General features: G+C 62.0%; 18 protein-coding genes and 1 pseudogene. 7 read left to right on the top strand and 12 right to left on the bottom strand.

All coding sequences use genetic code 11. The annotated features are described in order from the left end of the window. Window positions 1–5: 5 nt before the first annotated feature. From RF701_RS17590 to RF701_RS17580, 3 genes are all read left to right on the top strand, one after another. Complete coding sequence (locus RF701_RS17590; RefSeq protein WP_308815821.1) at window positions 6–638, top strand: DUF6118 family protein; 633 nt, start codon at window positions 6–8, stop codon at window positions 636–638. Window positions 639–1125: 487 nt separating this feature from the next. Beyond that, complete coding sequence (locus RF701_RS17585) at window positions 1126–3039, top strand: HWE histidine kinase domain-containing protein (protein ID WP_308815820.1); 1914 nt, start codon at window positions 1126–1128, stop codon at window positions 3037–3039. 20 nt (window positions 3040–3059) lie between these two features. Continuing rightward, window positions 3060–3449, top strand: coding sequence for a response regulator (locus RF701_RS17580; protein ID WP_062126997.1), 390 nt, complete (start codon window positions 3060–3062; stop codon window positions 3447–3449). Window positions 3450–3454: 5 nt separating this feature from the next. Here the strand turns inward: RF701_RS17580 and RF701_RS17575 are convergent, their stop codons facing one another. From RF701_RS17575 to RF701_RS17560, 4 genes and pseudogenes are all read right to left on the bottom strand, one after another. Further along, entirely contained in the window at window positions 3455–4066 is a 612-nt protein-coding gene (locus RF701_RS17575; RefSeq protein WP_308815819.1) for a methyl-accepting chemotaxis protein, read from the bottom strand. Window positions 4067–4228: 162 nt separating this feature from the next. After that, the gene (locus tag RF701_RS17570; protein WP_308815818.1) at window positions 4229–6202 is read right to left on the bottom strand and encodes an ATP-binding protein; all 1974 of its coding nucleotides are present in this window, start codon (window positions 6200–6202) and stop codon (window positions 4229–4231) included. After that, complete coding sequence (locus tag RF701_RS17565) at window positions 6199–7722, bottom strand: ATPase domain-containing protein (RefSeq protein ID WP_308815817.1); 1524 nt, start codon at window positions 7720–7722, stop codon at window positions 6199–6201. Before RF701_RS17565 ends, RF701_RS17570 begins: the two co-directional genes overlap by 4 nt. 267 nt (window positions 7723–7989) lie before the next feature. Beyond that, a pseudogene (locus RF701_RS17560) lies at window positions 7990–8755 on the bottom strand (hypothetical protein). Window positions 8756–8910: 155 nt separating this feature from the next. On the opposite strand from RF701_RS17560, the gene RF701_RS17555 reads away from it, so the two are divergent. Next, window positions 8911–9630 carry a Crp/Fnr family transcriptional regulator gene (locus tag RF701_RS17555; RefSeq protein ID WP_308815816.1) on the top strand — a complete coding sequence of 240 codons (720 nt, stop codon included), beginning with the start codon at window positions 8911–8913 and terminating at the stop codon, window positions 9628–9630. Between the two features lie 387 nt (window positions 9631–10017). Then, window positions 10018–10206, top strand: a complete 189-nt coding sequence (locus RF701_RS17550; RefSeq protein WP_308815815.1) for a hypothetical protein — start codon at window positions 10018–10020, stop codon at window positions 10204–10206. A gap of 5 nt (window positions 10207–10211) precedes the next feature. On the opposite strand, the gene RF701_RS17545 is transcribed toward RF701_RS17550, so the two are convergent. Continuing rightward, window positions 10212–10964 (bottom strand): sensor histidine kinase, encoded by a 753-nt coding sequence (locus tag RF701_RS17545; RefSeq protein ID WP_197462284.1) that lies wholly within the window; start codon window positions 10962–10964, stop codon window positions 10212–10214. A 23-nt stretch (window positions 10965–10987) separates the two neighbouring features. Continuing rightward, window positions 10988–13768: a PAS domain S-box protein gene (locus RF701_RS17540; RefSeq protein ID WP_082824910.1), complete on the bottom strand. Its 2781-nt coding sequence runs from the start codon at window positions 13766–13768 to the stop codon at window positions 10988–10990. A 349-nt stretch (window positions 13769–14117) separates the two neighbouring features. Here RF701_RS17540 and RF701_RS17535 point away from each other — a divergent pair, with 349 nt between their 5' ends. Next, window positions 14118–15551, top strand: coding sequence for a transposase (locus tag RF701_RS17535; RefSeq protein ID WP_211250652.1), 1434 nt, complete (start codon window positions 14118–14120; stop codon window positions 15549–15551). Window positions 15552–15574: 23 nt separating this feature from the next. Here RF701_RS17535 and RF701_RS17530 read toward each other — a convergent pair whose 3' ends face one another. From RF701_RS17530 to RF701_RS17505, 6 genes are all read right to left on the bottom strand, one after another. Continuing rightward, complete coding sequence (locus RF701_RS17530; protein WP_038069700.1) at window positions 15575–16219, bottom strand: recombinase family protein; 645 nt, start codon at window positions 16217–16219, stop codon at window positions 15575–15577. Between the two features lie 352 nt (window positions 16220–16571). After that, a complete protein-coding gene (locus RF701_RS17525; RefSeq protein ID WP_038069674.1) occupies window positions 16572–17282 on the bottom strand; it encodes a VIT family protein in 711 nt (236 codons plus the stop codon). Between the two features lie 173 nt (window positions 17283–17455). After that, window positions 17456–18367 (bottom strand): HAMP domain-containing sensor histidine kinase, encoded by a 912-nt coding sequence (locus tag RF701_RS17520; RefSeq protein WP_308815814.1) that lies wholly within the window; start codon window positions 18365–18367, stop codon window positions 17456–17458. Between the two features lie 409 nt (window positions 18368–18776). Then, entirely contained in the window at window positions 18777–19463 is a 687-nt protein-coding gene (locus RF701_RS17515; RefSeq protein ID WP_066707257.1) for a response regulator transcription factor, read from the bottom strand. Then, a complete protein-coding gene (locus RF701_RS17510) occupies window positions 19444–20046 on the bottom strand; it encodes a cytochrome b/b6 domain-containing protein (protein ID WP_038069678.1) in 603 nt (200 codons plus the stop codon). Before RF701_RS17510 ends, RF701_RS17515 begins: the two co-directional genes overlap by 20 nt. 2 nt (window positions 20047–20048) lie before the next feature. Further along, the gene (locus RF701_RS17505) at window positions 20049–20330 is read right to left on the bottom strand and encodes a PepSY domain-containing protein (protein WP_038069681.1); all 282 of its coding nucleotides are present in this window, start codon (window positions 20328–20330) and stop codon (window positions 20049–20051) included. Window positions 20331–20523: 193 nt separating this feature from the next. On the opposite strand from RF701_RS17505, the gene RF701_RS17500 reads away from it, so the two are divergent. Then, the gene (locus tag RF701_RS17500) at window positions 20524–21003 is read left to right on the top strand and encodes an acyl-ACP desaturase (RefSeq protein ID WP_051693705.1); all 480 of its coding nucleotides are present in this window, start codon (window positions 20524–20526) and stop codon (window positions 21001–21003) included. The last annotated feature ends 55 nt before the right edge of the window (window positions 21004–21058 follow it).

The following is a 21058-nucleotide window of genomic DNA, read 5'->3' as shown; positions in this document are numbered from 1 at the left end:
AGGGCGTGCGCGGTGAGCTGGCGTTACTTCGGCGCGCGATCGAAGGGATCGCGGCCAGTGACAACCGACCCGAGCCGCCCGACTATAGCGAGACGCTGGGCCAGATCACGAAGCTGGCGACCGCCACCTACCAACGTGCCGAAATCCTGAGGAAAGCAGCGGAGGACGAGACGGTCGCACGCCAGGTTGCAGCCCGGATCACCGGAGCGGTTGCCGAGGACCGGCAGGCGGTGAAGGCCGCGGCCGGAGAGCTGCGCGACGCGACGAGAGCCTTGCAGGGCGTCACCGCGTCGGCGCGTCGTGCCGAGGATCAAAAGCGATGGGTGATGCTGGTGGCGATCGGCGGGATCGTCGTCGGCATGATCGCGTGGGCCGTGTTCGCCGGCATCGTGTCGCGTGCAGTTCCGGCGAGCTGGCAATGGCCCGAGAAGATGGCGGCGAGCACGCTCGCTATGCCAATGTGGGAGGGCGGTCAGCGGATGATGCGGACTGCCGCGCCTGAGGCGTTCGCCAACGTCGCGGCAGCCGACAGGATCGTCACCGCCAATCGAGAAGCGGTGGAGGGATGTCAAAAGCGGGCGAATAAAGCAGGAAGTTCCGTAACCTGCACCGTCCGTGTCGAGCCGCAGACAAAATAGTTCTTTGATAAAATCAATGCCGACAAGCCGTTTTCCTTATGTCGCTTTATCGAATGACCCGTTATTTCGGCCAAGCAGCTCCCGTTTTGTGGCATAGCGGGCAGCAAGATCAAGATGACTCGCCTTAACCGCAGGGCCTATTGCCGAACCGGGAAGATCAAGCTCTTCTTGCGCGTGGGGCGTAATAGTCATTCTCGCTCTCGGTCGCCACAACATGTCCGCTTGATCGACCGTTCGTATCTTGGATAAGGCGGATACGGTCGTGAAGTTCGAGCGATACGATTGTGGAAGGCGCCTGGTTCCGCAACCGGAGACACGCAACGCTCTATGATTGACCGCAACCCGGCCCTTTTCCGAACGATCCGCTCCGGCTAATCCGGACCGGGATGCCGCAACGAATGTCGCCGCATCATCGGGGCTTAACACCAACAAACGTGCGGGCAGCGGCGTGACGGAACGGCGGGATCGTGTAGCAAGTGGCGGGAGCATGGCTGACCTGCTCCAAACCTATGATTGGAAGGTTACTCCTCTCGGCGACCCTGCTCATTGGCCGCAGAGCCTGCGCACTGCGATCCAGATGATGATGGCATCCGGCCACGCCATGTGCCTCGCGTGGGGTCCGAAGCGCACCTTCCTCTACAATGATGCCTATGTGCCGATGCTGGGCGCTCGCCATCCGCAAGCGTTCGGCGCACCCTTCGGGGAGGCGTGGTCGGACATCTGGAGCGAAATCGCGCCGCTGGTCGATCGTACCTTCGCCGGTGAAACCTCGACGTTCGAGAACATGCCGCTCACCATGCAGCGCAACGGCTACCCCGAAGAGACTTGGTGGACCTTCTCCTATTCTCCCGTCGAGGATGAGAGCGGCGACGTGGCCGGCCTGCTTAACGTCACTGTGGAGACCACCGGGCGCGTGCTGGCCGAGCGTGACCGTGACGAAGCGGTCGAGCGGCTGCGTCGCAACGAAGCCAGATGGCGCAGAATTTTCCACACGCTGCGCGAAGGCTTCATCCTTGCTGAATTGGTGCGCGACGAGACAGGTCGCGTCATTGACTGGCGCTATGAGGAAGTAAACGACGCCTGGTACGACCTCGTCGGGATCGAGCGCGGTTGCGCGGTCGGCCGGACGATCCGGGAGGTGTTCCCCGGGATCGAGGACAGTTGGGTTAAGGAGTTCGCCGGCATCGCCGACGCCGGCGAGCCGATCCGCTTCACGCGTCAGGTGGGCACGCTCGACCGCTGGTATGACGGTGTGGCGCAGCACGCCGGCGGCGACCATTTTACCGTCATCTTTACCGAAGTGACGGATCGTGTTCTCCACGAGAAGCGGCAACGAGCGTTGATAGCGTTGGGTGATCGGTTGCAGCAGGAGGCAAGCGTCGAGAACATCACCCTCGCCGCCAGCACCATCATCGGCGAGACGCTTGGCGTTCAACTCGTCGGCTATGGTGATGCGGATGCGGATGCCGAAACGATCACGGTCGAGCAGGATTGGACAAGCGGGGCCGCACAGACGCTCGCAGGTACGCTTCGCTTCCGCGACTTTGGTAGCTACATCGACGATTTAAAGGCAGGCCGCACCGTGATAGTGCGCGATTGCCGGACCGATCTGCGTACCCGCGACCACGCTGAGGCGCTTGAAGCCAGAAGCGCACGTGCCTTCGTCAATGCCCCTGTGATCGAGCGTGGTGCGTTCGTCGCTCTCCTTTATGTCAGCTCCGATGTGCCGCGTGACTGGGGTCCGGTTGAGCTCGCGTTCATCCGCGACATCGCCTTCCGTGTTCGACAGGCGGTCGAACGGTTGCGTGCCGCGCAACAGGAAGAGGTATTGAACGGCGAACTGGCGCATCGCATCAAAAACACGCTCAGCGTCGTTCAGGCGATCGCGATGCATACGCTGGTCGGCAAGGCGGATCAGGGGGCGCTCGATGAGTTCAGCAATCGGTTGAAGGCACTTTCGTCTGCGCACGATGTGCTGATGAAGCGAAGCTGGGAAGCCGCCGATTTCGAGGTGGTGGCGCATTCTGCTCTGGCGAGTTTTCCCGCCACCCGCATCAGATTATCCGGCCCGGAGCTTAGGATCAGCTCCCGCACGGCAATGTCGCTGTCGCTGCTGCTACACGAGCTGGCGACCAACGCCGTTAAATATGGCGCGCTCAGCGTACCGGAGGGCGAAGTCGTCATCGTCTGGGGGCTGCGGCGCATTAATGGCGTGGACATGCTGGAGGTGAGCTGGTCGGAGAGGGGCGGGCCGCCGGCGGTCGAGCCTGTCTCGCGCGGTTTCGGATCGAGACTCATTCGCATGGGGTTGAGCGGATCAGGCGGCGTCAAACTGCGTTATGGCGATCAGGGACTTACAGTCGAGATGAGTGCGCCCCTTGCCCAGATTCAGCAGGCCTGAGGGACGGAAGAGTAAAGCGTATGGGTCAGTCACAGCCATTGTCGCGCCATCCGGTGCTCATCATCGAAGACGAACCGATCCTGCGGATAGAAGCGATCGATATGGTCGAACACGCCGGATTTGAAGCGGTCGAGGCAACGAATATCGAGGATGCGATCCATATCCTTGAGACGCGCACTGATATCCGGATCGTCTACATGGATCTCGACATGCCTCGGAGCATCAAAGGCATCGAGATCGCGGCAGCGATCCGGGATCGTTGGCCGCCTATCGAGATCATTCTGACCGCAGCCAGCTTCAGCAAGGCTGACCTTGATCTGCCCGTTCGGACAGTATTTTTTTCCAAACCGGTCCGCCATCGGGAAATCGTCGCCGCCATGCGCCGCATGGCGAACCATGCCGCCCACTGACCCGATCAGTCCTTAAGAGGTCGTTCGCGCCCGCGAGCCTGCAAGGTGAGGGCTTCATGGCGAGCCAGCATGTCGCTCGCACGCTGGGTCGCCTCCCTGGTATCTCCCGACAGTTTCTTCACTTCGGTCGCGACCACGGCAAAACCGCGGCCGGCGTCGCCTGCCCTTGCCGCCTCGATGCTCGCATTCAGGGCAAGAAGATTGCTCTGCCCAGCGATATTGGTGATACCGGATACGACTGCGCCAAGCTCCACCATCGTCTCATGCATCGCGGCCTGGTTTGCGAGCAGAGCCCGTTCCAGCATCACCTGCCGGGTCACGTCCGCTGCTACCTTGAGGACGCGCCGGATCACGCCCTCCTGATCGAAGATCGGGTTGTATGTCGCCTGCATCCAGATTTCCGACCCGTCAGCGCGGCGGCGAGCAAACTCGCCCTGTTCGAACTCGCCGCGCCGAAGCTCAGCCCAAAAGCGTTCATATTCCGGCGATGCCGCATAAGCCGGATCGCAGAGCATTCGATGATGATGGCCTAGGAGATCGCCCAATCCGTATCCCATCAGCGACAGGAAGCGATCGTTCGCCCAGGTAATGACCCCTGCGGTGTCGAACTCGATCACGGCCTGTGATCGGCAGACCGCTTCCCACGCAGCCCGGCAATAGCCGTCGCTTGGACGATGGTTGTCGGGTCGGAACGGAGTTTTTGAAGGCATTCCGAAGGTTAATCACGGATGCGGCAAACATCTACGGCCTGACGCCAGCCAAGCGTCAGAGCCGTTCGGTTATACGACCCTTAGCTGCATCCCTTCGGATACCTGTTGTAGCATCTCGTTCATGTTACGAGCCAGGTCGGATTGTCGGAACGGCTTTGCGAGAACCGGAACGCCGGGCGGCACATCCTCTCCCTTCGCGGCATAGCCGGTTATAAGCAGTACGGGCGCGCGAAAGCCACTTTGCCGGAGCTCCTGGATCATCTGCGCGCCGTTCATGCCAGGCATCAGGTAATCGGTGACGATGCCGTCGATCTCGATTCCACCCTTGATCGCCGCCATAGCTTGTGAAGCCGAACTCGCCTCGGTCACGGTGTACCCGATATCGCGAAGCATTTCGGCAGTCGCCGTTCGCACGATCTCCTCATCATCGACGAGCAGTATCCTGGCAGCATGACGGGCGTGAGCAGGTTCGGCGGAACCGCCATCGACTGCGATGACGGCTTCGTCCGTCACCGGCAACCAGATGGCGATCGAAGTTCCCTTCCCCGGCTCGCTTTCGATTCGTAGCGTGCCGCCCGATTGGGCAGCTAAACCATGGATCATCGACAGGCCGAGGCCCGTCCCCTTGCCGACGCCCTTGGTCGAGAAGAAGGGCTCGGTCGCGCGCGCCAGCGTCGCCTTGTCCATGCCGATGCCCGTATCGGTTGCGGTGATCCGCACATAGTTGCCCTCATTAAGGCTGAGCAGATTGCGATCGCCCGCAACGACGCTCGTTGCCGTGATCGTCAGCTTGCCACCGCCCGGCATGGCGTCGCGGGCATTGATCGCCAGGTTCAGCAGCGCGAGTTCGAGCTGGTTCGGATCGACGCGGACGGGGGGAAGGTGCCGAGGCAACTCGAATGCGATCGAGATCGACGGGCCGAGTGATCGCTTGAGCAGATCGGACATGCCCTCGATCAGCGCCCCGACATCGATCGCCTGCGGTTTTAGCGTCTGCCGGCGAGCAAAGGCCAACAGCCGCTGCGTCAACGTGGCGGCACGCTCCGCCGCCTGCATAGCGTTCCCGATGAGCCGCTGCGTCTTCTCGTCTTCCTTGCTGCGTCGTCGAAGGAGATCGAGGCTGCCGACGATCGGGGTGAGCAGGTTGTTGAAGTCGTGTGCAACGCCGCCTGTAAGGTGACCGATCGCATCCATTTTATGCGCTTGGGCAAGCTGCGCGTCGGCCTCCTTGCGGTCGGTAATATCCGATACGACACCGGTCATACGGACAGGCGTACCGTCAGGCGCGTAGCGCATCCTTCCCTTGGCTGCGATCCAGCGCCGGTCGCCATTCTTGGCGAGAATGCTGCATTCGAAATCGATGTTACCTGTCGATACCGCGGCATCGAATTGTGCCGCGACCATCGCCCGCTGATCGGGATCAACGTGGCGGAGGAAGATGGCCACGTTCCACTCCGGTGCCGGTTCCTCGTATCCGAAGATACGATCGTGACGCAAAGTTCGGGTGGCGATGCCGGTAGCCAGATCGATGTCCCAGCTACCCATGTCGGCGGCATCCAGCGCAAACTCCAGACTGTCACGCGCCAGTGCCAGCTGCGCAGTCCGATCCTGAACGGCTGCTTCCATCGCGATCGCAAAGTCGCGGATCTGATACTGACGCAGGCGAGCTTTGAGCGCTGATCGCACGGCGCCCAGCATCGCCTCGGCATGCAGCGGACGTTCGAGCAATACGGTGTTGCCGAGTGTTTGCAGCCGTTGAAGTGCCCGTTCGCTACGCGGCGCGCGATGACCGTTAGCGAGCACGATGAAGGGCAGGTCCGACCAGGCGGGCTGCTCGGCGATCCATTCTCCCAGCCTGTCGGCGTCGAGAGCGGAAAGAACTTCCTCCGTCAGCATGACCGCGCCGGCACCGATACGGATCGCCTCAAGCAATGCCGTTATGTCCCGGCAGACCAGGACCGCGATGTCGTTCTGACCGAAGAGCCTGGCCGCGACCTCTGCGTCGCGACCGCGTGGGGCAAGGATAAGAAGCCGGTTCTTCACAGGCTGTCAGTCGGCTCCGTCGCTGTGCCCGTATCCTGCTGCATCAGCTTCGATCCCTCGCCCGAGAACGTCGGGACGCCCGTCAGAACATTGCGGAAGTCGCGTAGCGTCTCACCGACCGACAATCCGTGCCCTGTAATCTGGAACTCCCGGATGGTCCGTTCGTGCCGCGCAGTGCGCGTTTTGATGACTGAAATCGCCTGTCTTACCTCACCATGCGCTTCAAAATAGCGCAATTGCACGACCGTGTCGGCAAGATAGCTGAGGTCCACATCCGCTCTGATGTCTCCGGTGACGCCGTGCAGGCCGAGGATCAGGATGGCGATTACGCCCTTCTGGCCGAGATAGCTCAGCAGCTCGTGCATTTGCAGCACGAGATGCTGCTCGTTCGGCATCGATTGCAGGTAAGCGTTTATGCTGTCGATCACGACGATCTTTGCGCCGGACTTCTCGACCGCATCACGCACGGCCCCGGCAAATTCGCCGGGAGACAGTTCGGCAGGGTCGATGCCCCGGATGTCGAGCACTCCTTCCTCGACATAGGGTTCCAGGTCCATGCCGAGTGATTTTGATCGTTTGAGCAGCGTCGGCAGCCGTTCGTCGAAAAGGAAGTATGCGGCCTTCTCGCCCCGCCGCAGACCGGCTGCCATCATCTGGACAGTCGCGGTGGTTTTTCCGACCCCCGCCGGCCCCGCCAGCAGCGTCGCCGTGCCGGGCACGATCCCGCCGCCCAGCAGCGTGTCGAGCTGATCCGATCCCGTCGAGACGGGTTCGTCATCGTAGCTATTGCCGTGTTCGGCCGCGACGAGGCGCGGATAGACGCACAGGCCTCCCCGCTCGATTTCGAAGTCATGATACCCGCCGCGGAAGCGGATGCCACGCATCTTGACGACATGGAGGCGTCGGCGCTGGGCGCCGAAACCGGAGAGCGTCTGTTCCAGCATGATGACGCCATGGGCGATGCTTTGGAGCTGGAGATCGCTGCCGCTGGCGCTCTTGTCGTCGAGCAGCAGCACCGTGCACTGCCGGGACGCGAAGAAGTGCTTCAGCGCCAGTATCTGTCGGCGATAGCGGACGGGCGTCTGGGCGAGGAGACGCAGTTCGGAAAGGCTGTCGATGACGACACGGGAAGGCTTGATCGCATCGACCTTCGCCATGATGTCTCGCACGGTTTCGCCAAGTTCGACCTCGCTCGGGTGGAGAAGCGTTTGCTCCTGGTCCTCGCCGAGGCCATCTGCCGGCACCATCTCGACGACATCGATATCGCCAAGAGACCAACCATGGCTCTCGGCGACGGCGTTGAGCTCGACCTGCGTCTCTGCCAGCGTGACGTAGAGACCGGCTTCGCCGGCACGAGCACCGTCCAGCAAAAAGCCCAGGCCAAGTGTCGTCTTGCCGGTCCCGGGCGTACCCTCGACGAGGTAGATGCGCTCACGGGTCAGGCCGCCGACGAGGATGTCGTCCAGGCCATCGATCCCGGTTGAAGCGACCACACGCCGGTCAGATGTACTTTCAGCCATGCGGTATTCCCCTCATTGTCTTCTCTTCTAGAGGGATATGGGTAGCCGAACCAGTGATCATCGAAAGCGTTCGCCATCCGGCGTGGGCGTGCGTAGCGGTGTCAAAACGGTCCGGAGCTTTTGAAAAATGCGTCGCTGGTGGCTGGTACGGTCGGGGCCGGAATGACACCCCAAGATGTCTCGTATGGGATGGTCAATTGGCAAAGCGCTACGATTTTGACCATCCTCTCACCGCCCCCCGTTCTGTCTGAAACTCAGATTGCGGCGTCATGCCTGAGCCTGGCCATGACGACCGGCACGTTGCGGCAAGGCCAGGGTGAGCGTCAGGATCGCTGCCGCCAGCACTGCGGTGGCCAACGGCCGTGAGAAATCGAGACCGCCCTTGTCGAGCGGTTTGTCGAGGAAATCACCTACCGCAGCGCCCAGAGGTCGGGTGAGGATGAAGGCCGCCCAGAACAGCAGCACGCGGCTGATCATTGTGCGGTAGTAGAGCAGCGCCACGGCACTTAGACCGATACCGAAGATTGCCGCGGCGCCGAGATAACCGAGGCCGCCCGTATCGGCGAGCCAGTCGCCGAGCGCCGTACCAAGCGTCTGCGAAAAGGCGATCGTCAGCCAGTAGAACAATTCGGCACGCCGATCTGTGATGGCATCGGCATCGATGCGCCCCAGCATCGTCCGCCACGCGAAAAGAGCCCAGGACGAGCGCCAGGAGCAACATCGACCCGCCCGCGTAGCCGATCCCAAGCGAGCGGGTGGTATAGTCCGCCACCGTCGTACCGGCTGTCGTCGAGGCGATGATCGTTGCCCAGTAGAGCAGCGGATGAAAGCGGCGGGCGGTAACCTGCGCCGCCACGAAGCCGTTCAGCAGCACTGCGAAGATCGCCGTAGCCACCAGATACCCCAGACCTATCGTCATGCTCAACGTATCGCCGCCCGTCTCGCCGAGCGTCGTCGCCAACACCTTGATGAGCCAAAAGCCGAGGGTGACAGCCGGAACTTTGCCGGTAACCGCTGTGCCATCATCCTTCACCCCGTAGTGCTCTTTTGCATCAACGGAACTTGCGTACGCCTGCGCATGTAGCAGCGGGTAAACAGAGACGAGCGCAACGATCGGGAACGGTTTCAGCTGCATTTTGTTTCTATACCGTTACGTTTTTCTGCCTCGATAAGGCCGAGAGGAGCGGCATGCACTCAGCTTTTCATCGCAAACTTTCGACCTTGATTGAACTCGATCAAGGCGAACATGCCATATTGGACCGCCTAAGCTACGTATCAGAGACGTATCAGCGGCGCCGGGATATCATTAGCGTCGGCGAGCGGCCGAGTTTTCTCTGTGTAGTTTTGGAGGGGTGGGCTGCCCGGTACAGCCTGAGAACTGACGGATCGCGCAGAATCACCGGCATTCTAATGCCCGGTGACTTTTGCGGGATTCATGCCATGAGCGGTGCTGTGATGGATCACTCCGTCACTGCGATTACCACGTGCGAGATCGGCAAAATTGATATAAGCGAACTGGACAAAGCTCTTCGATCGGAGCCTCGTCTCGGTCAGGCTCTATGGCGATCCAAGCTTATCGAGGAAGCCGTGTTGCGAACATGGCTTCTGAACTCCAAAGATGCGGCCCGGTCACTGGCGCATCTTCTCTGCGAACTGCATGCGCGCGTCGGCCAGGCCGGACTGGCAGAGGGTAGCGGTTGCGAAATTCCGCTGACCCAGGAGGATATCGGAGATGTGCTGGGTCTGACAGCTGTTCACGTCAACCGGATGCTCCGGGAGTTGCGGGAGCAGGGATTAGTCGTGCTTTCGCATATGCAATTGATGATACCGAATGTCCCGGCGCTACATGCCGCCGCGAGATTCAATCCGCAGTATCTTTACCTCAAGACCCATCCGCATAGCGTGTAATTCGGCGGAGGAATTGATTGTTCGCCGGGTCAAACGATGTGACGACCGTATCTGCCGACGAGGCGTGTTCCCTGCCAGATCTCGAGAGGCTGAGCGTTCCGCACCCTTTCCGCGACCTCGAATGCATGCGTATCATCACGCGCCTGTATGTCGGTCGCTTCCGCGATCTTATCGTGATCGTTCAGTACGTACAGGCGATAGTGAGCCATGACCTGCTCCACGAACTGCATGAGGCAAACGATACGCGCGCTGGTAGACTGTTGACCTTGCAATGTATGGCCATGCGATCCGCCTGTCATTGGCCGATTCAAGCAATCTGAAATTCGTTCAAACTCTGATAGATACACGCTATTATAGCAGCGTAGTTGACCGATCAGGAGAGCGGCGATGGAAGAGGTATTCGACGAGCCTTCCAAGGCGAAGACGAGTCACGGCATCGTAGTCGTGAAAGGCCCGGACTCAGTCGATGTCGCCCTGACGCCCAAGGCAGCGCTGAGGACAGCCGAGCGAATCAGCGCGGCTGCCGTCGAGGCGCTGGTGGAGCAAGCTGATGCCAAATCAACGGACCGGCACTGACGGCGTCAGCAGCGTAACGCCGTCACAGGCGCATGAAGTGACCAGACGAGGCCAGTGGGAAGCTCGTCAAGACTAGCCTCACCGCGCAAACGCCGCGGCGTCGCGGTTGTCAGCAGGCGCCTGCCGAAGGCGTCGTCGAGCGGCGCTGTTGCGGGCCCGTTGCGCTCTGCCCACTGAAGCGAGAGGTAAGATTCATCGGGCGAGGTGATTGTCCAGCTGACCTCCACATATCCGTTCCGGGTGCTAAGCGCACCGCAGCGCAGGGCGTGCACCTCAAGTTCGTGAAGTGCCAACGCCAGTGAAGCTGCATTGTTCGGTGCGACCGGAAAGGCAGGGCCGCTGATCCGGATGCGACCTGTGCCACCTTCGGTAAGGGCTAGCGTCACGAGCGTGTGCAGATCATTCAGCTGCGTCTGCGGTTGAAGCAGGAGATCGCTGATCCGCGTTAGCATAGCTATCCGGGAGGCAGCTTCGCGTGCCGATACGATCGTCAGTTCGTCGCCGTCTAGCGACTGGTTGACCAGCGCGGACACGATCGTGAGCATATTGCGGAGTTGGTGACGCGCTTGCTCGACGGTGATGCTGCCGTCTACTGACCAGGCATTCGCTGCTTCAGATTGGGTTCCGCCGTGTCCGCCTACGCTGTCGAGCGCATGTGAGAGATGGATTGCAAAAGTGCTGTCCCCCTGTCCGGCATCGTCGACCAGAGCCAGCGCTCTTCGCGCAAGCAACACCGCCGTTTGTTCGCTCGCCGACATAGCGGTCACTGACCCCTGCATCCTCAGTCTTCCACCTGATGAGCTATCTGACAGGACGCAGCGACATCGTTCAAGGTGTCTTTCAGCGCTGACACCCTGAAAGGTTTGGCCAAAACGGACGTGCAGCGGTCAGTACCGTATTTATCTTCCAGAATTTCAGGGCGATCACACAGAAGAACGACCGGCAGATCAGCGTAGAGTGCGCGTATCTCGTTCGCCAGCATCTCGCCAACCTGATCGGACAAGTCACAATCGATCACTACGGCATGGTAGTGTCCTTGAGAAACACGGACCTTGCCGAGCGCCTCGACGGCGTTCGCCGCTTCCTCGGCGACAAAGCCGTTATCAGCCAGGGCCTCGCACGCCAGCAGCCGGATTGTGGCATCTCCTTCGACTAGAAGAACGCGCTTCGTGGTGCCGGCGTCTAGAACGTCCCGCACCTTCTGGCCGAGCGCGACCGGGCTGAACGGTTTTGCGATCAGTTCCACGCCAGCATCAAGGCGTCCGCCATGCACGATCGCATTTCGAGTGTAACCTGAAGTGTAAAGCACCTTCAGCTTCGGGAACAGCTTGCGCGCTTCGTCCACCAGCTCGCGGCCTGACATGCCAGGCATCACGACATCGGTAAACAGCAGATCAGGCGGCTGCTCGGAACGGCCAAGCACGCGCAACGCGGTGGGACCATCATGCGCCTCTACCACACGATAGCCTAGGTCGCGCAGGCAATCGACGGAATAGGCACGCACGTCGTCATCATCCTCGACGACTAGGATGAGCTGATGTCCCCCCGCCCGATCCGGATTGGAAGCTGCAATTTCTTCCTGCTCTGCCGAGCCGCTCAGCAAACGCGGGAAATATACCTTGATAGTGGTGCCTTCGCCCTCCTCGGAATAGACCTTTACGTGCCCACCTGACTGTTTGACGAAGCCGTACACCATCGACAGGCCAAGCCCGGTGCCTTTTCCGACTTCCTTTGTGGTAAAGAATGGCTCAAACGCTCGGGCGACCGTCTCCTTGTTCATCCCGGAGCCGGTATCGGTGACGGACAGCACGACATACTGGCCAGGCGCCACTTCAGCGTGAGCTGCGGCATACTCCTCGTCTAGTCGAACGTTGGCCGTCTCGATGGTCAGCTTGCCGCCCTTGGGCATCGCGTCGCGCGCATTGACAGCCAGATTGATGATGGTGCTTTCGAGCTGATTGGGGTCGGCTTCAACCGTCCACAGACCCGGACTCGTTATCACTTCCAGTCTGACCTGCTCGCCGAGCGTGCGGTTAAGCATCTCCGACACACCGCCTACGACTTTGTCGAGGTTGAGCAGCCGCGGTGAGAGCGGCTGCCGCCGCGAGAACGCCAGCAGCCGCTGTGTCAGTGCTGCGGCTCGTTCAGCCCCCTTCAATGCGTTGCCCAGCGCGCGTTGCACCTTAGCGTCGCTGAAGCCGGCCCGCGTCAACGCTCCGCCCGCCATGTCGATGTTGCCGGTGACGACGGTGAGCAGATTGTTGAAGTCGTGTGCGATGCCGCCGGTCAGCTGCCCCACGGCCTCCATCTTCTGCGCCTGCCGCAGCGCCTCCTCCGTCGCCGATCGACGGGCGATCTCTTCGCCGATGCGGCGCTCCAGGGTCGCGTTCACGTCGCGCAGGGCCTCCTCCATCTGCTTGCGCTCGGTGATGTCGATCGCGGTTCCTATGACACGGGTACAGTGTCCGTTATCATTGAAGATGCCCCTGCCCTTGGCAGCGACCCAGCGCAGTACGCCGTCCTCCTGCCCGATCGTGCGATATTCCACGTCGTAAAGGGCACGCTTGTCAGGATCGAGCGCGGCAGCGAAGGCCGCAGCGGTCTGATCTGCATCGTCAGGATGGAGACCGGCATAATAGTCCGCCATGCTGATCGGACGATCTGCGGAGATGCCGAACATCGCCTTGACGCGGGGTGGCCAGAACAGCGTGTCGGTTTCGACATCGAGGTCCCATAACCCGATTTCGGCGGCCTCGGTGGCGAGCCTCAACTGCTCTTCGCTCTCGTGCAGCCGGTTCTCGGTCCTCCGGCGTTCGTCGATGTCTACAACGGAGCCGACATAGCCGAGGTATTCGCCGCCATCCCCGAAGCGAGGGCTCGCGGCATCGATCGCCCAGCGGTAGGCGCCGGATACATGTCGCAGCCGGTACTCGACTCGAAAGGCTGCCCGGACCGCATTGGCGTCGAGGAATGCCTGTTCTGCCAATCCGCGATCGTCCGGGTGGGTAGCATCGAGCCAGCCGAACCCTTCCGCTTCCGCTTCCGTCTGTCCGGTGAACTCATACCAGCGACGATTGAGGTAGGTGCAAAATCCCGCTTGATCGGTCACCCACATCATGACCGGTGCATGGTCGGCCATGTTACGGAAGCGGCTCTCACTTTCTTTCAACGCAGCCTCACGCGCCTTCTCTTCCGTCAGGTCGCGTACCTCGATAATCGTGCCCTCCGGCTTTCCACCGTCCCCCAGAATGGGCGAGGCAGTGAAAGCGACGGGGTAGAAATGCCCGTCCTTGTGGACGAACGTTTCTTCCCCCTGCATCCGATTGCGTTCCGGAAACGCCTGATCGATCGGGCACTCCTCCAACGGATAATGGCTGCCGTCAGGGCGGGTGTGATGCACGACGTCGTGCAACGGACGGCCCGATGCTTCCTCCAGGGTATACCCCGTCAGCTCCTCGGCTGCGTGGTTCATAAAAACGCAGTGCTGGCGGTCGTCCATCATGAAGATCGCCATTGTGGTATTGTTCAGGATGGCGTCGAGACGCCGGTTCGGGTCATGCATTCGGATATAGCCCTGTTTGCCGCGGCTTTCCGCAGCGACCTGAGCGTCTTATCAAGATCAAAGAGTGCAAACCATTAGCTGCGGCAAAGCGGCGCTGCCGAACCGTGCCGCGATTATTTCTTGGCGGTCGTTTGCGCTCGCCGCCATCACCGCGCAAATGGGTACGGCGAAGTGGCGTTGGCGAAGAGGAGCCGGACAGCGCGCATTGGAACCAACTACCTTTGTCGCGCGGAGTGTCACTTGGACATTCCACCCGCTTCCTTGGTGTCACAACCGTCCGGGCCTGTTGAAAAATGCCGGACATGCCGGGTTGCTCCTTCGTTTCACCCCTGCCGAAAGGAGCGTCGCTATGATGGGACCAGCCTGTCGCGGTAAGCGGGAAGGGGCGTCCCCCCGCACCGTAGAAGCCATGTTGCCCACAGACCACCTGCTGCGTCGCGTCGATCGATGTCTCGACATCGGCGAGTTGAGACAGGCACTGGCCGGTCACTACAGCGCAAGGGGACGGCCATCGATCGATCCCGAACTCCTCATCCGCATGGCCTTGGTCGGCCGCATTTACGCGATCACGTCCGAACGGCGCCTGTGTGAGGAGCTGCGCTACAATCTGGCCTATCGCTGGTTCTGCCGTCTCGCGCCGGGAGACAAGGTTCCGCACCACTCGACGTTCAGCAAGAACCGGCACGGTCGTTTCCGCGATGCCGACGTGTTCCGGATCCTGTTCGAAAGCACGGTCCGACGCTGCATCAGTGAAGGACTGATTGGCGGAAAAGACGCCGCGATCGATGCATCGTTCATAGCGGCTGATGCGAGCTGGCAGCGCAAGACCGTTCCTGGCTACCTGCCGTATGTCGCCAACGCGTCGCGCGCGGTTAGGGAGTGGGTGCACGACACAGGAGATGCCGTCTTTGAAATGGCGCGCTCGAAAAGCTGCCAAGGCGTCTCTCGAACGGATCCTGCCGCGGCTTGGTCGGCGCGAACGGTGCGTGGCCGGTTCGGCTACGCCCTGAATGCGCTGGTCGACACCCCGAGTGGCGTCGCTCTCGATGTGAAGGCGACACCGGCTCGGTTCGCGGAGGAAGTTGATGCGGGGCGCGTCATGCTCGAGCGATCGGCCGATCGCTTTGATTATCGTCCCAAGCGGGTTGCGGCCGACAAAGCCTATGGCAGCGCCAACTTCCTCGGCTTCGTAAGGGATCACGGCGCAATCCCGCACATTCCGGTAATCGACCGTACGCAACAGACCAAGGGCAAGCTGCCGCGAACGGCCTTCAGCTATGATCGTGACATTGACAGCTTTACCTGTCCGACCGGAAAGCCGCTCCGGCACCACGCCTTCCATCTGCCCACCGGCGTACACCGTTATGCAGCCGATGCGCGTGACTGCGAGGCGTGCGTGCTTCGGAAGAAATGCACGACGGCGCGGCGTCGTACCCTGGTTCGGCTGGACGATGAGGACGTCCGCGATCTTGCCAGAGCCGAAGTGGAAACCGGGCTCTACAAGCGGTCTATGCGGTTGCGGCGCGGGGTCGAACGGTTCTTCGCCGACGCCAAGGGCAAGCATGGCATGAGACGGCTTCACCTGCGCGGCATTCGCGGAGCAGAAGAGGAGTTCCTGATCGGCGCGGCGGTGATGAATCTGATGGTCCTGGCGCGACCCCAGCGGCTGACGGGCAAGCCGCGCCGGGGAGTATGCGTCCCCGCAGCGCTGACGCCGGCTGCGATCTCGGCCCGGTCGATTGAACACGACGTGATCGCCTCGCCTGCTCGACGATATGCCTGATCGCTGAGGCGCGGCGTGATCTATCACGCGGCTTGCAGCCGTTCTTTGCGGTATGGCACACCGTCGAGCAGTGCCTGGCCCGGCGCCTTGGGCGTGCCGTCACCGTTCACGTACATATAGAGTGTCGTCGTCGTCATCCCGAGACGGCGCGCGACATCGGCTGCGATCGCGTTGCGATCGGACATGGCGGCCATCGCTATCGCCAGCGTTGCCTTGTCCATCTTGCGGGGTCGCCCTCCCATGCGCCCCCGCGCGCGTGCCGCGGCAAGGCCGGCCTGTGTGCGCTCGGCGATCAACTCGCGCTCGAACTCTGCAAAAGCGGCGAAGATGCCAAAGGCCAGGCGGCCGTTGGCGGTGGTGGTGTCAATCTGCGCGCCGGCGCCGGTCAGCACCTTCAACCCAATGCCGCGCTCACGCAGCGCCTCGGCGGTGATGACCAAATGCCTCAGGTCGCGTCCGAGGCGATCCAGTTTCCAGAGCACCAGTGTATTGCCGGGCTGCAATGCCTTGAGACAGGCAGTCAGGCCGGGACGTGCATCATGACGACCCGACGCGAGATCCTCATAAATGCGCGAGGCATCGACGCCTGCGGCGAGCAGCGCATCGCGCTGCGGTGCCAGCGTCTGCGATCCGTCAGCCTTGGACACCCTCACATATCCGATGAGCATCGCCACCCCGCCAGAAAAGATATCTGACACCCTGCAATGTGCTGGTGGTTTCCGCAACGGGTATTCCGACCACAAGGCAGGGGGGACGAGGCAAAAACAGCAATCGCCAGAAAACCGGTCGTTTTTCTGGCGGTTGGTGTGCGCTGTGAGTGCCCCGTCGCTTCACGGCCAAAGACAGTTACGGTGGAGGCTTCGGGAAACTTCGGCAACAAATTAGCGTGGTGCCGGATACGATCAGCTTTGCGAAAGGGGGGGGCTGACCATAGGCGTGGGTGGCGATGCGTTTGCTTACTCGTTTTCGGGACGTAGCGGTGCGGACTAGTGTCGCATCGCCGCGGGCAACGAAAAGCTTTTAAACCACCGCCCCGGTGAAAGCCCCAATAAGGGCCGTCATCCCCATCGCAAGGACACCCAGTAAAACCACCCGGATCATGGCGCGCCCGATCGGGGCGCCGCCCGCCTTCGCTCCAAGCGCACCCAGCACGCCAAGCAGCACCAATGCCGTTGCTGGTACCGCATAAAGCACAGCGCTACGCGGTGCTAATGCAGCGATCACGGGTAGGATCGCGCCGGCGGCAAATGCCAAGGCCGAGGATACCGCGGCCTGCATCGGCTGCGATGCGCCGTCGTCAGCAAGGCCAAGCTCATCACGGCGATGCGCTCCCAGAGCGTCATGTGCCATCATCTGTTCGGCCACCTGAATCGCTAGCGACGGCTCGACGCCACGCCCTTCATAGATTGCGGCCAGTTCCCGCGTTTCGGTCACGGGCGAACGTTCCAACTCGGCCGATTCCCGCGCAAGGTCAGCGTTCTCGGTATCCGCCTGCGAACTGACCGAAACATATTCGCCCGCCGCCATCGCCAGTGCACCCCCGACCAATGCTGCTACCCCCGCAACAAGGACTGTGCTCGCAGTCGAGCCTGGCGCGGCTGCGACACCGACGATCAGGCTTGAAACAGAAATGATTCCGTCGTTGGCACCGAGCACCGCTGCGCGAAGCCAGCCTGTACGGTGGACGAGATGATGTTCTCCTGGCGCGTGATCGATGGCGTCGGTCGTCATTGGCTATCCTAAAGTATGTCGAACTCGGTGAGCCGCCGAGTGGGCGGGAATTGGATTGTATTTGGCTCCGGACAGCAGTGCAGGGATGATGGAGCGATGTAGCTACGCCAGGTGCGTTGCGGCACGGGCCTGACGAACAGCTGACGAAAGCGATGGCTCCCGTAATTTCAAGTCTAGACCTCGAGTCGGACGCGAAACGAAGCACCCCCGCCTGTCGCGTTTTCGACGCTGACCGTTCCACCATGCGCTTCGGTCAACCGTTGCACGATGCCAAGGCCTAGGCCCGCTCCGGTAGAGCTGCGGCGATCCTTGCGCCAGAAGCGGTCAAACACGTGCGGAAGATCGACCTCTGCAATCCCCGGCCCGTAGTCACGGACCGTCAGCTGTGGACCGGGTCCCGCGCTTACGTCGATGGGCGTGACGCCGGGCGCGTGTGACAGCGCATTGTCGATCAGGTTGCGATAGATGCGGAAGATCGCTTCCGGGTGCCCGATCGCCGCGGTGTCGCCGAAGCTCTCGAAACGTAGATCACGCTGCGCCGCGAACACCTTTGGCGCCATCGCGGCCACGACGTCCCGGCCGATGTCGGCGATATCGATGGCAACGTGGCCATCGAGGGCCAGCGCATCGGCTTGGGCGAGATCGAGCATCTGTTCGACGAGACGGGTCAGGTGCCGCGCATCGGCCTGCAGTTCGTCCCGTTGCTTGCCTGCGGGGAGCCGATCGAGCGATAGCTGCATGATCGACAACGGTGTGCGCAGCTCATGTGCGGCGTTGGCAGTGAACTCCCGCAGAGTCGCCATCGCTGCATCGAGCCGACCGAGCGCCCGATTGACGGCACTGACGAGCGTGTTGACCTCTCGCGGCTCACTCGGCTCCGAAAGGCGAAGCAGGGTGTTGTCGGGTTCCAGCGCGTCCACTTCGCGCTCGGCATGGCGGAGCGGTTGGAGCACCCGGCGGACGGCGAAGACGTTGAACAGCAACAGCAACAGCGACAACGGGATCAGCGGCAGCATCACGTGCTGAATGATCTCGTTCACGATCACCGGCACATAGGGGCGGATGCCGTCGCCCTCGAACTGCATCGCCAGCCATCGCCGCTCCTCGCCGCGATCGATCGCGCGAACGCCCGATATCCGATAGCCGCGAGGAGTCTGTTCGCGCCGCGTCCAGTCGACCAGGGTTGACGCGCCGTCGATCCCGGTTTCCCCTACCCGCCGGAGTTCGGGTGATCCCGGTTCGACATAGCGCGCGGACCAGGATTCGGCCCCCGGCGGTCCGGTTAGCAGGTCGGGCGACAGCACGCCGCCTGCCTGAGCCTTCGTCGCTTCAAGCGTCAGCAATTCCTGCGCGAGCGATTCGGGCTGGCGACTGTAGGTGAACACGACGATCCCGACGTCGAGTGCTGCGAACAGCAGCGTGAACGCCGCCAGACGCGCCGCAATCTGTCGGAACAGCGTAGGGGGCCGTCGCCTTGGCCGAACCGCATCCATCCTATTCACCAGATACGCTTGGCGCGAACAGCGCATAGCCGACGCCGTGCACGGTGCGGACCTGCACGTCCGCCCCGGCGGCGGTCAGGCGCTTGCGCAGCCGCGATACTGCCGCTTCCAACGCGTTGGGCGTTACCTCGGCGTCCATCGCATATAGCGTATTCTCAAGCGCCGGCTTGGCGACGACGTGTCCGGCGCGGCGGAGCAGAACTTCGAGCAGGTTGATTTCACGCGGCGTCGCGTCGATCGCGACGCCGCCCACGTCGGCCGACCGTGAGGCACAATCGAGCACGACGTTGCCCGCGGCGAGCTGGGTGCCGAGCGACGCCCCGGGTCGTCGCAGCAGGGCACGACACCGCGCCGCGAGCTCGGGAATCTGGAACGGCTTCACCAGATAGTCGTCAGCGCCCGCGTCGAGTCCGGTGACGCGATCGTCGAGGCCACCTCGCGCGGTCAGGACAAGGATCGGCGTCGCATTCTTGTCCCGGCGGGAACGGCGGACGATGTCCAAGCCGTCTCCATCGGGTAAGCCAAGGTCGACCAGTAGCAGGTCATATGTCGCCACCTTCATCGCCAGCTCGGCGTCCTCGACGGTCTCGACCCAATCGACCGCGAAACCCTGCGGGATCAGGCCGTCCCGAACCAGGCTGCCGAGCCGGGCGTTGTCTTCAATCAGCAGCAGGCGCATGGTCGATGTCGGTCCCCGTTGGTGCACGTTTGTAGCCAGTGACCATCGCCAGCGGCAGGTTTTCCCGGTGCCGCACGCTCTCGACGATCGCACCGATGACATGCAGGGCTACCGCGCCGATCAGAACATTGGCGGCGGTTTCGTGCAACGTCTCGACCCAGCCCACACCCCAGAATTGGTCGAGCCCCATCATCCATCCGCTGGTCCCCACCGTCGCCAGCAGGACAATGAGGACGACGATCATTGCGCCTCCGGCCGGGTTGTGCCCGATGTAGCGCGGCTCGCGCCGGGCAGCCAGCGCGCGAAAATAGCGCAGCAACACGAACGGGCCTGGCACGAAGCTGGCGAATTGCGCGTGACGCCGGCCGATAACACCCCAGATCAGCCGGATCGCCAGCGCCGTGACGACAACGTAGCCGACATAGATATGCGGCGGCTCCTCATGCCGAAGGAACGTCAGGTTGGCGATCACACCTCCTACCACGGTCCAGTGAAAGATGCGGACGATCGGGTCCCAGACCTTGACCCTGCCGCGGTTGCGAGCAGGGTTTCGGGAAGGAGCCGCTGGAGCGACGTGGCTCATCGTCAGTCGACGTTGTTCTGAACGACCGCGCCGTTCACCGGGTTGAAATAGACTTCGGCGCGCTTGCCGTCCTTGGTGTGAGCGTAGATTTCGTAGCAGCTGCCGGACACCTGAAAGACCTTGACGTCGCGATAGCCCATCTTGGCGATGCGGCCTTTCATTTGTGCCGGCGTCATCCATTTGGCCTGAGGCGCCTTGGTGCAGACGGGCGACGCCATCGCCATCGGCGCAGCTGCGACGGCGGCGAGAAAGGCTGCGACCTTCAAGGGGGCAAATCGGATCATCGAACGAGCTCCTGTCAGAGGCGGGATAGCCTCGATGACCGGGAGATCGCAGCACCGCCTGACCGAAACCTGACGGCACAGCGAGTTTTTCCGACGGCTCGAGAATGCGGTTGCCGCGGACCTGTCAGGTCGTCGTCAGGACCGGGGTCGATAGCGGGGCAGCCGCACTTCCGGCGGCAATGGAGTATCGACCATGATGAAGTCCCTGATCGTCGCTGCCGCCGGTGCCGCGACCATTTTCGCCGTCAGCGTGACCGCCGCGCCGTCGGCGCCGACCCGCCCGCTAGCCGCCAGCACGCGGGCGAACCTCGAAGCCGCGATGCACGGGGAGGCTTATGCCAACCTGAAGTATCTGCGGTACGCCGACCAGGCGCAGGCGGCGGGAAAGCCCGAACTCGCCAAGCTCTTCCGCGCATCGGCCAACGTCGAGGCCAACGAGCACTTCGATCGCGAAGCGCAGGCGCTGCGGCTCGGCAGCAGCAACAATGTGAACCTCGAAGATGCCATGAAGGGCGAGCACTACGAGAATGTCACGATGTACGTGAATTTCGCCAAGGAGGCGGAAGCGGCCGGCGACAAGAAGGTGGCGCAGATGTTCCGCCAGATCGCGGTCGACGAAGGCACGCATTACGCGGCTTACAAGGCTGCCCTGGCAAAGCTCCCCCGTCGCTAAGCCAGCTGCAGGCGCCGGCCCGGCCATCCCCCCGGCGGGCCGGCGCATCAAATCG

This window comes from Sphingomonas sp. GV3, assembly GCF_031082075.1.
In the GTDB taxonomy this organism is placed as follows: Bacteria; Pseudomonadota; Alphaproteobacteria; order Sphingomonadales; family Sphingomonadaceae; genus Sphingomonas; species Sphingomonas beigongshangi.
The sequence above is the reverse complement of the archived record's forward strand: the minus strand, read 5'-3'. Positions and strand labels throughout refer to the sequence as shown.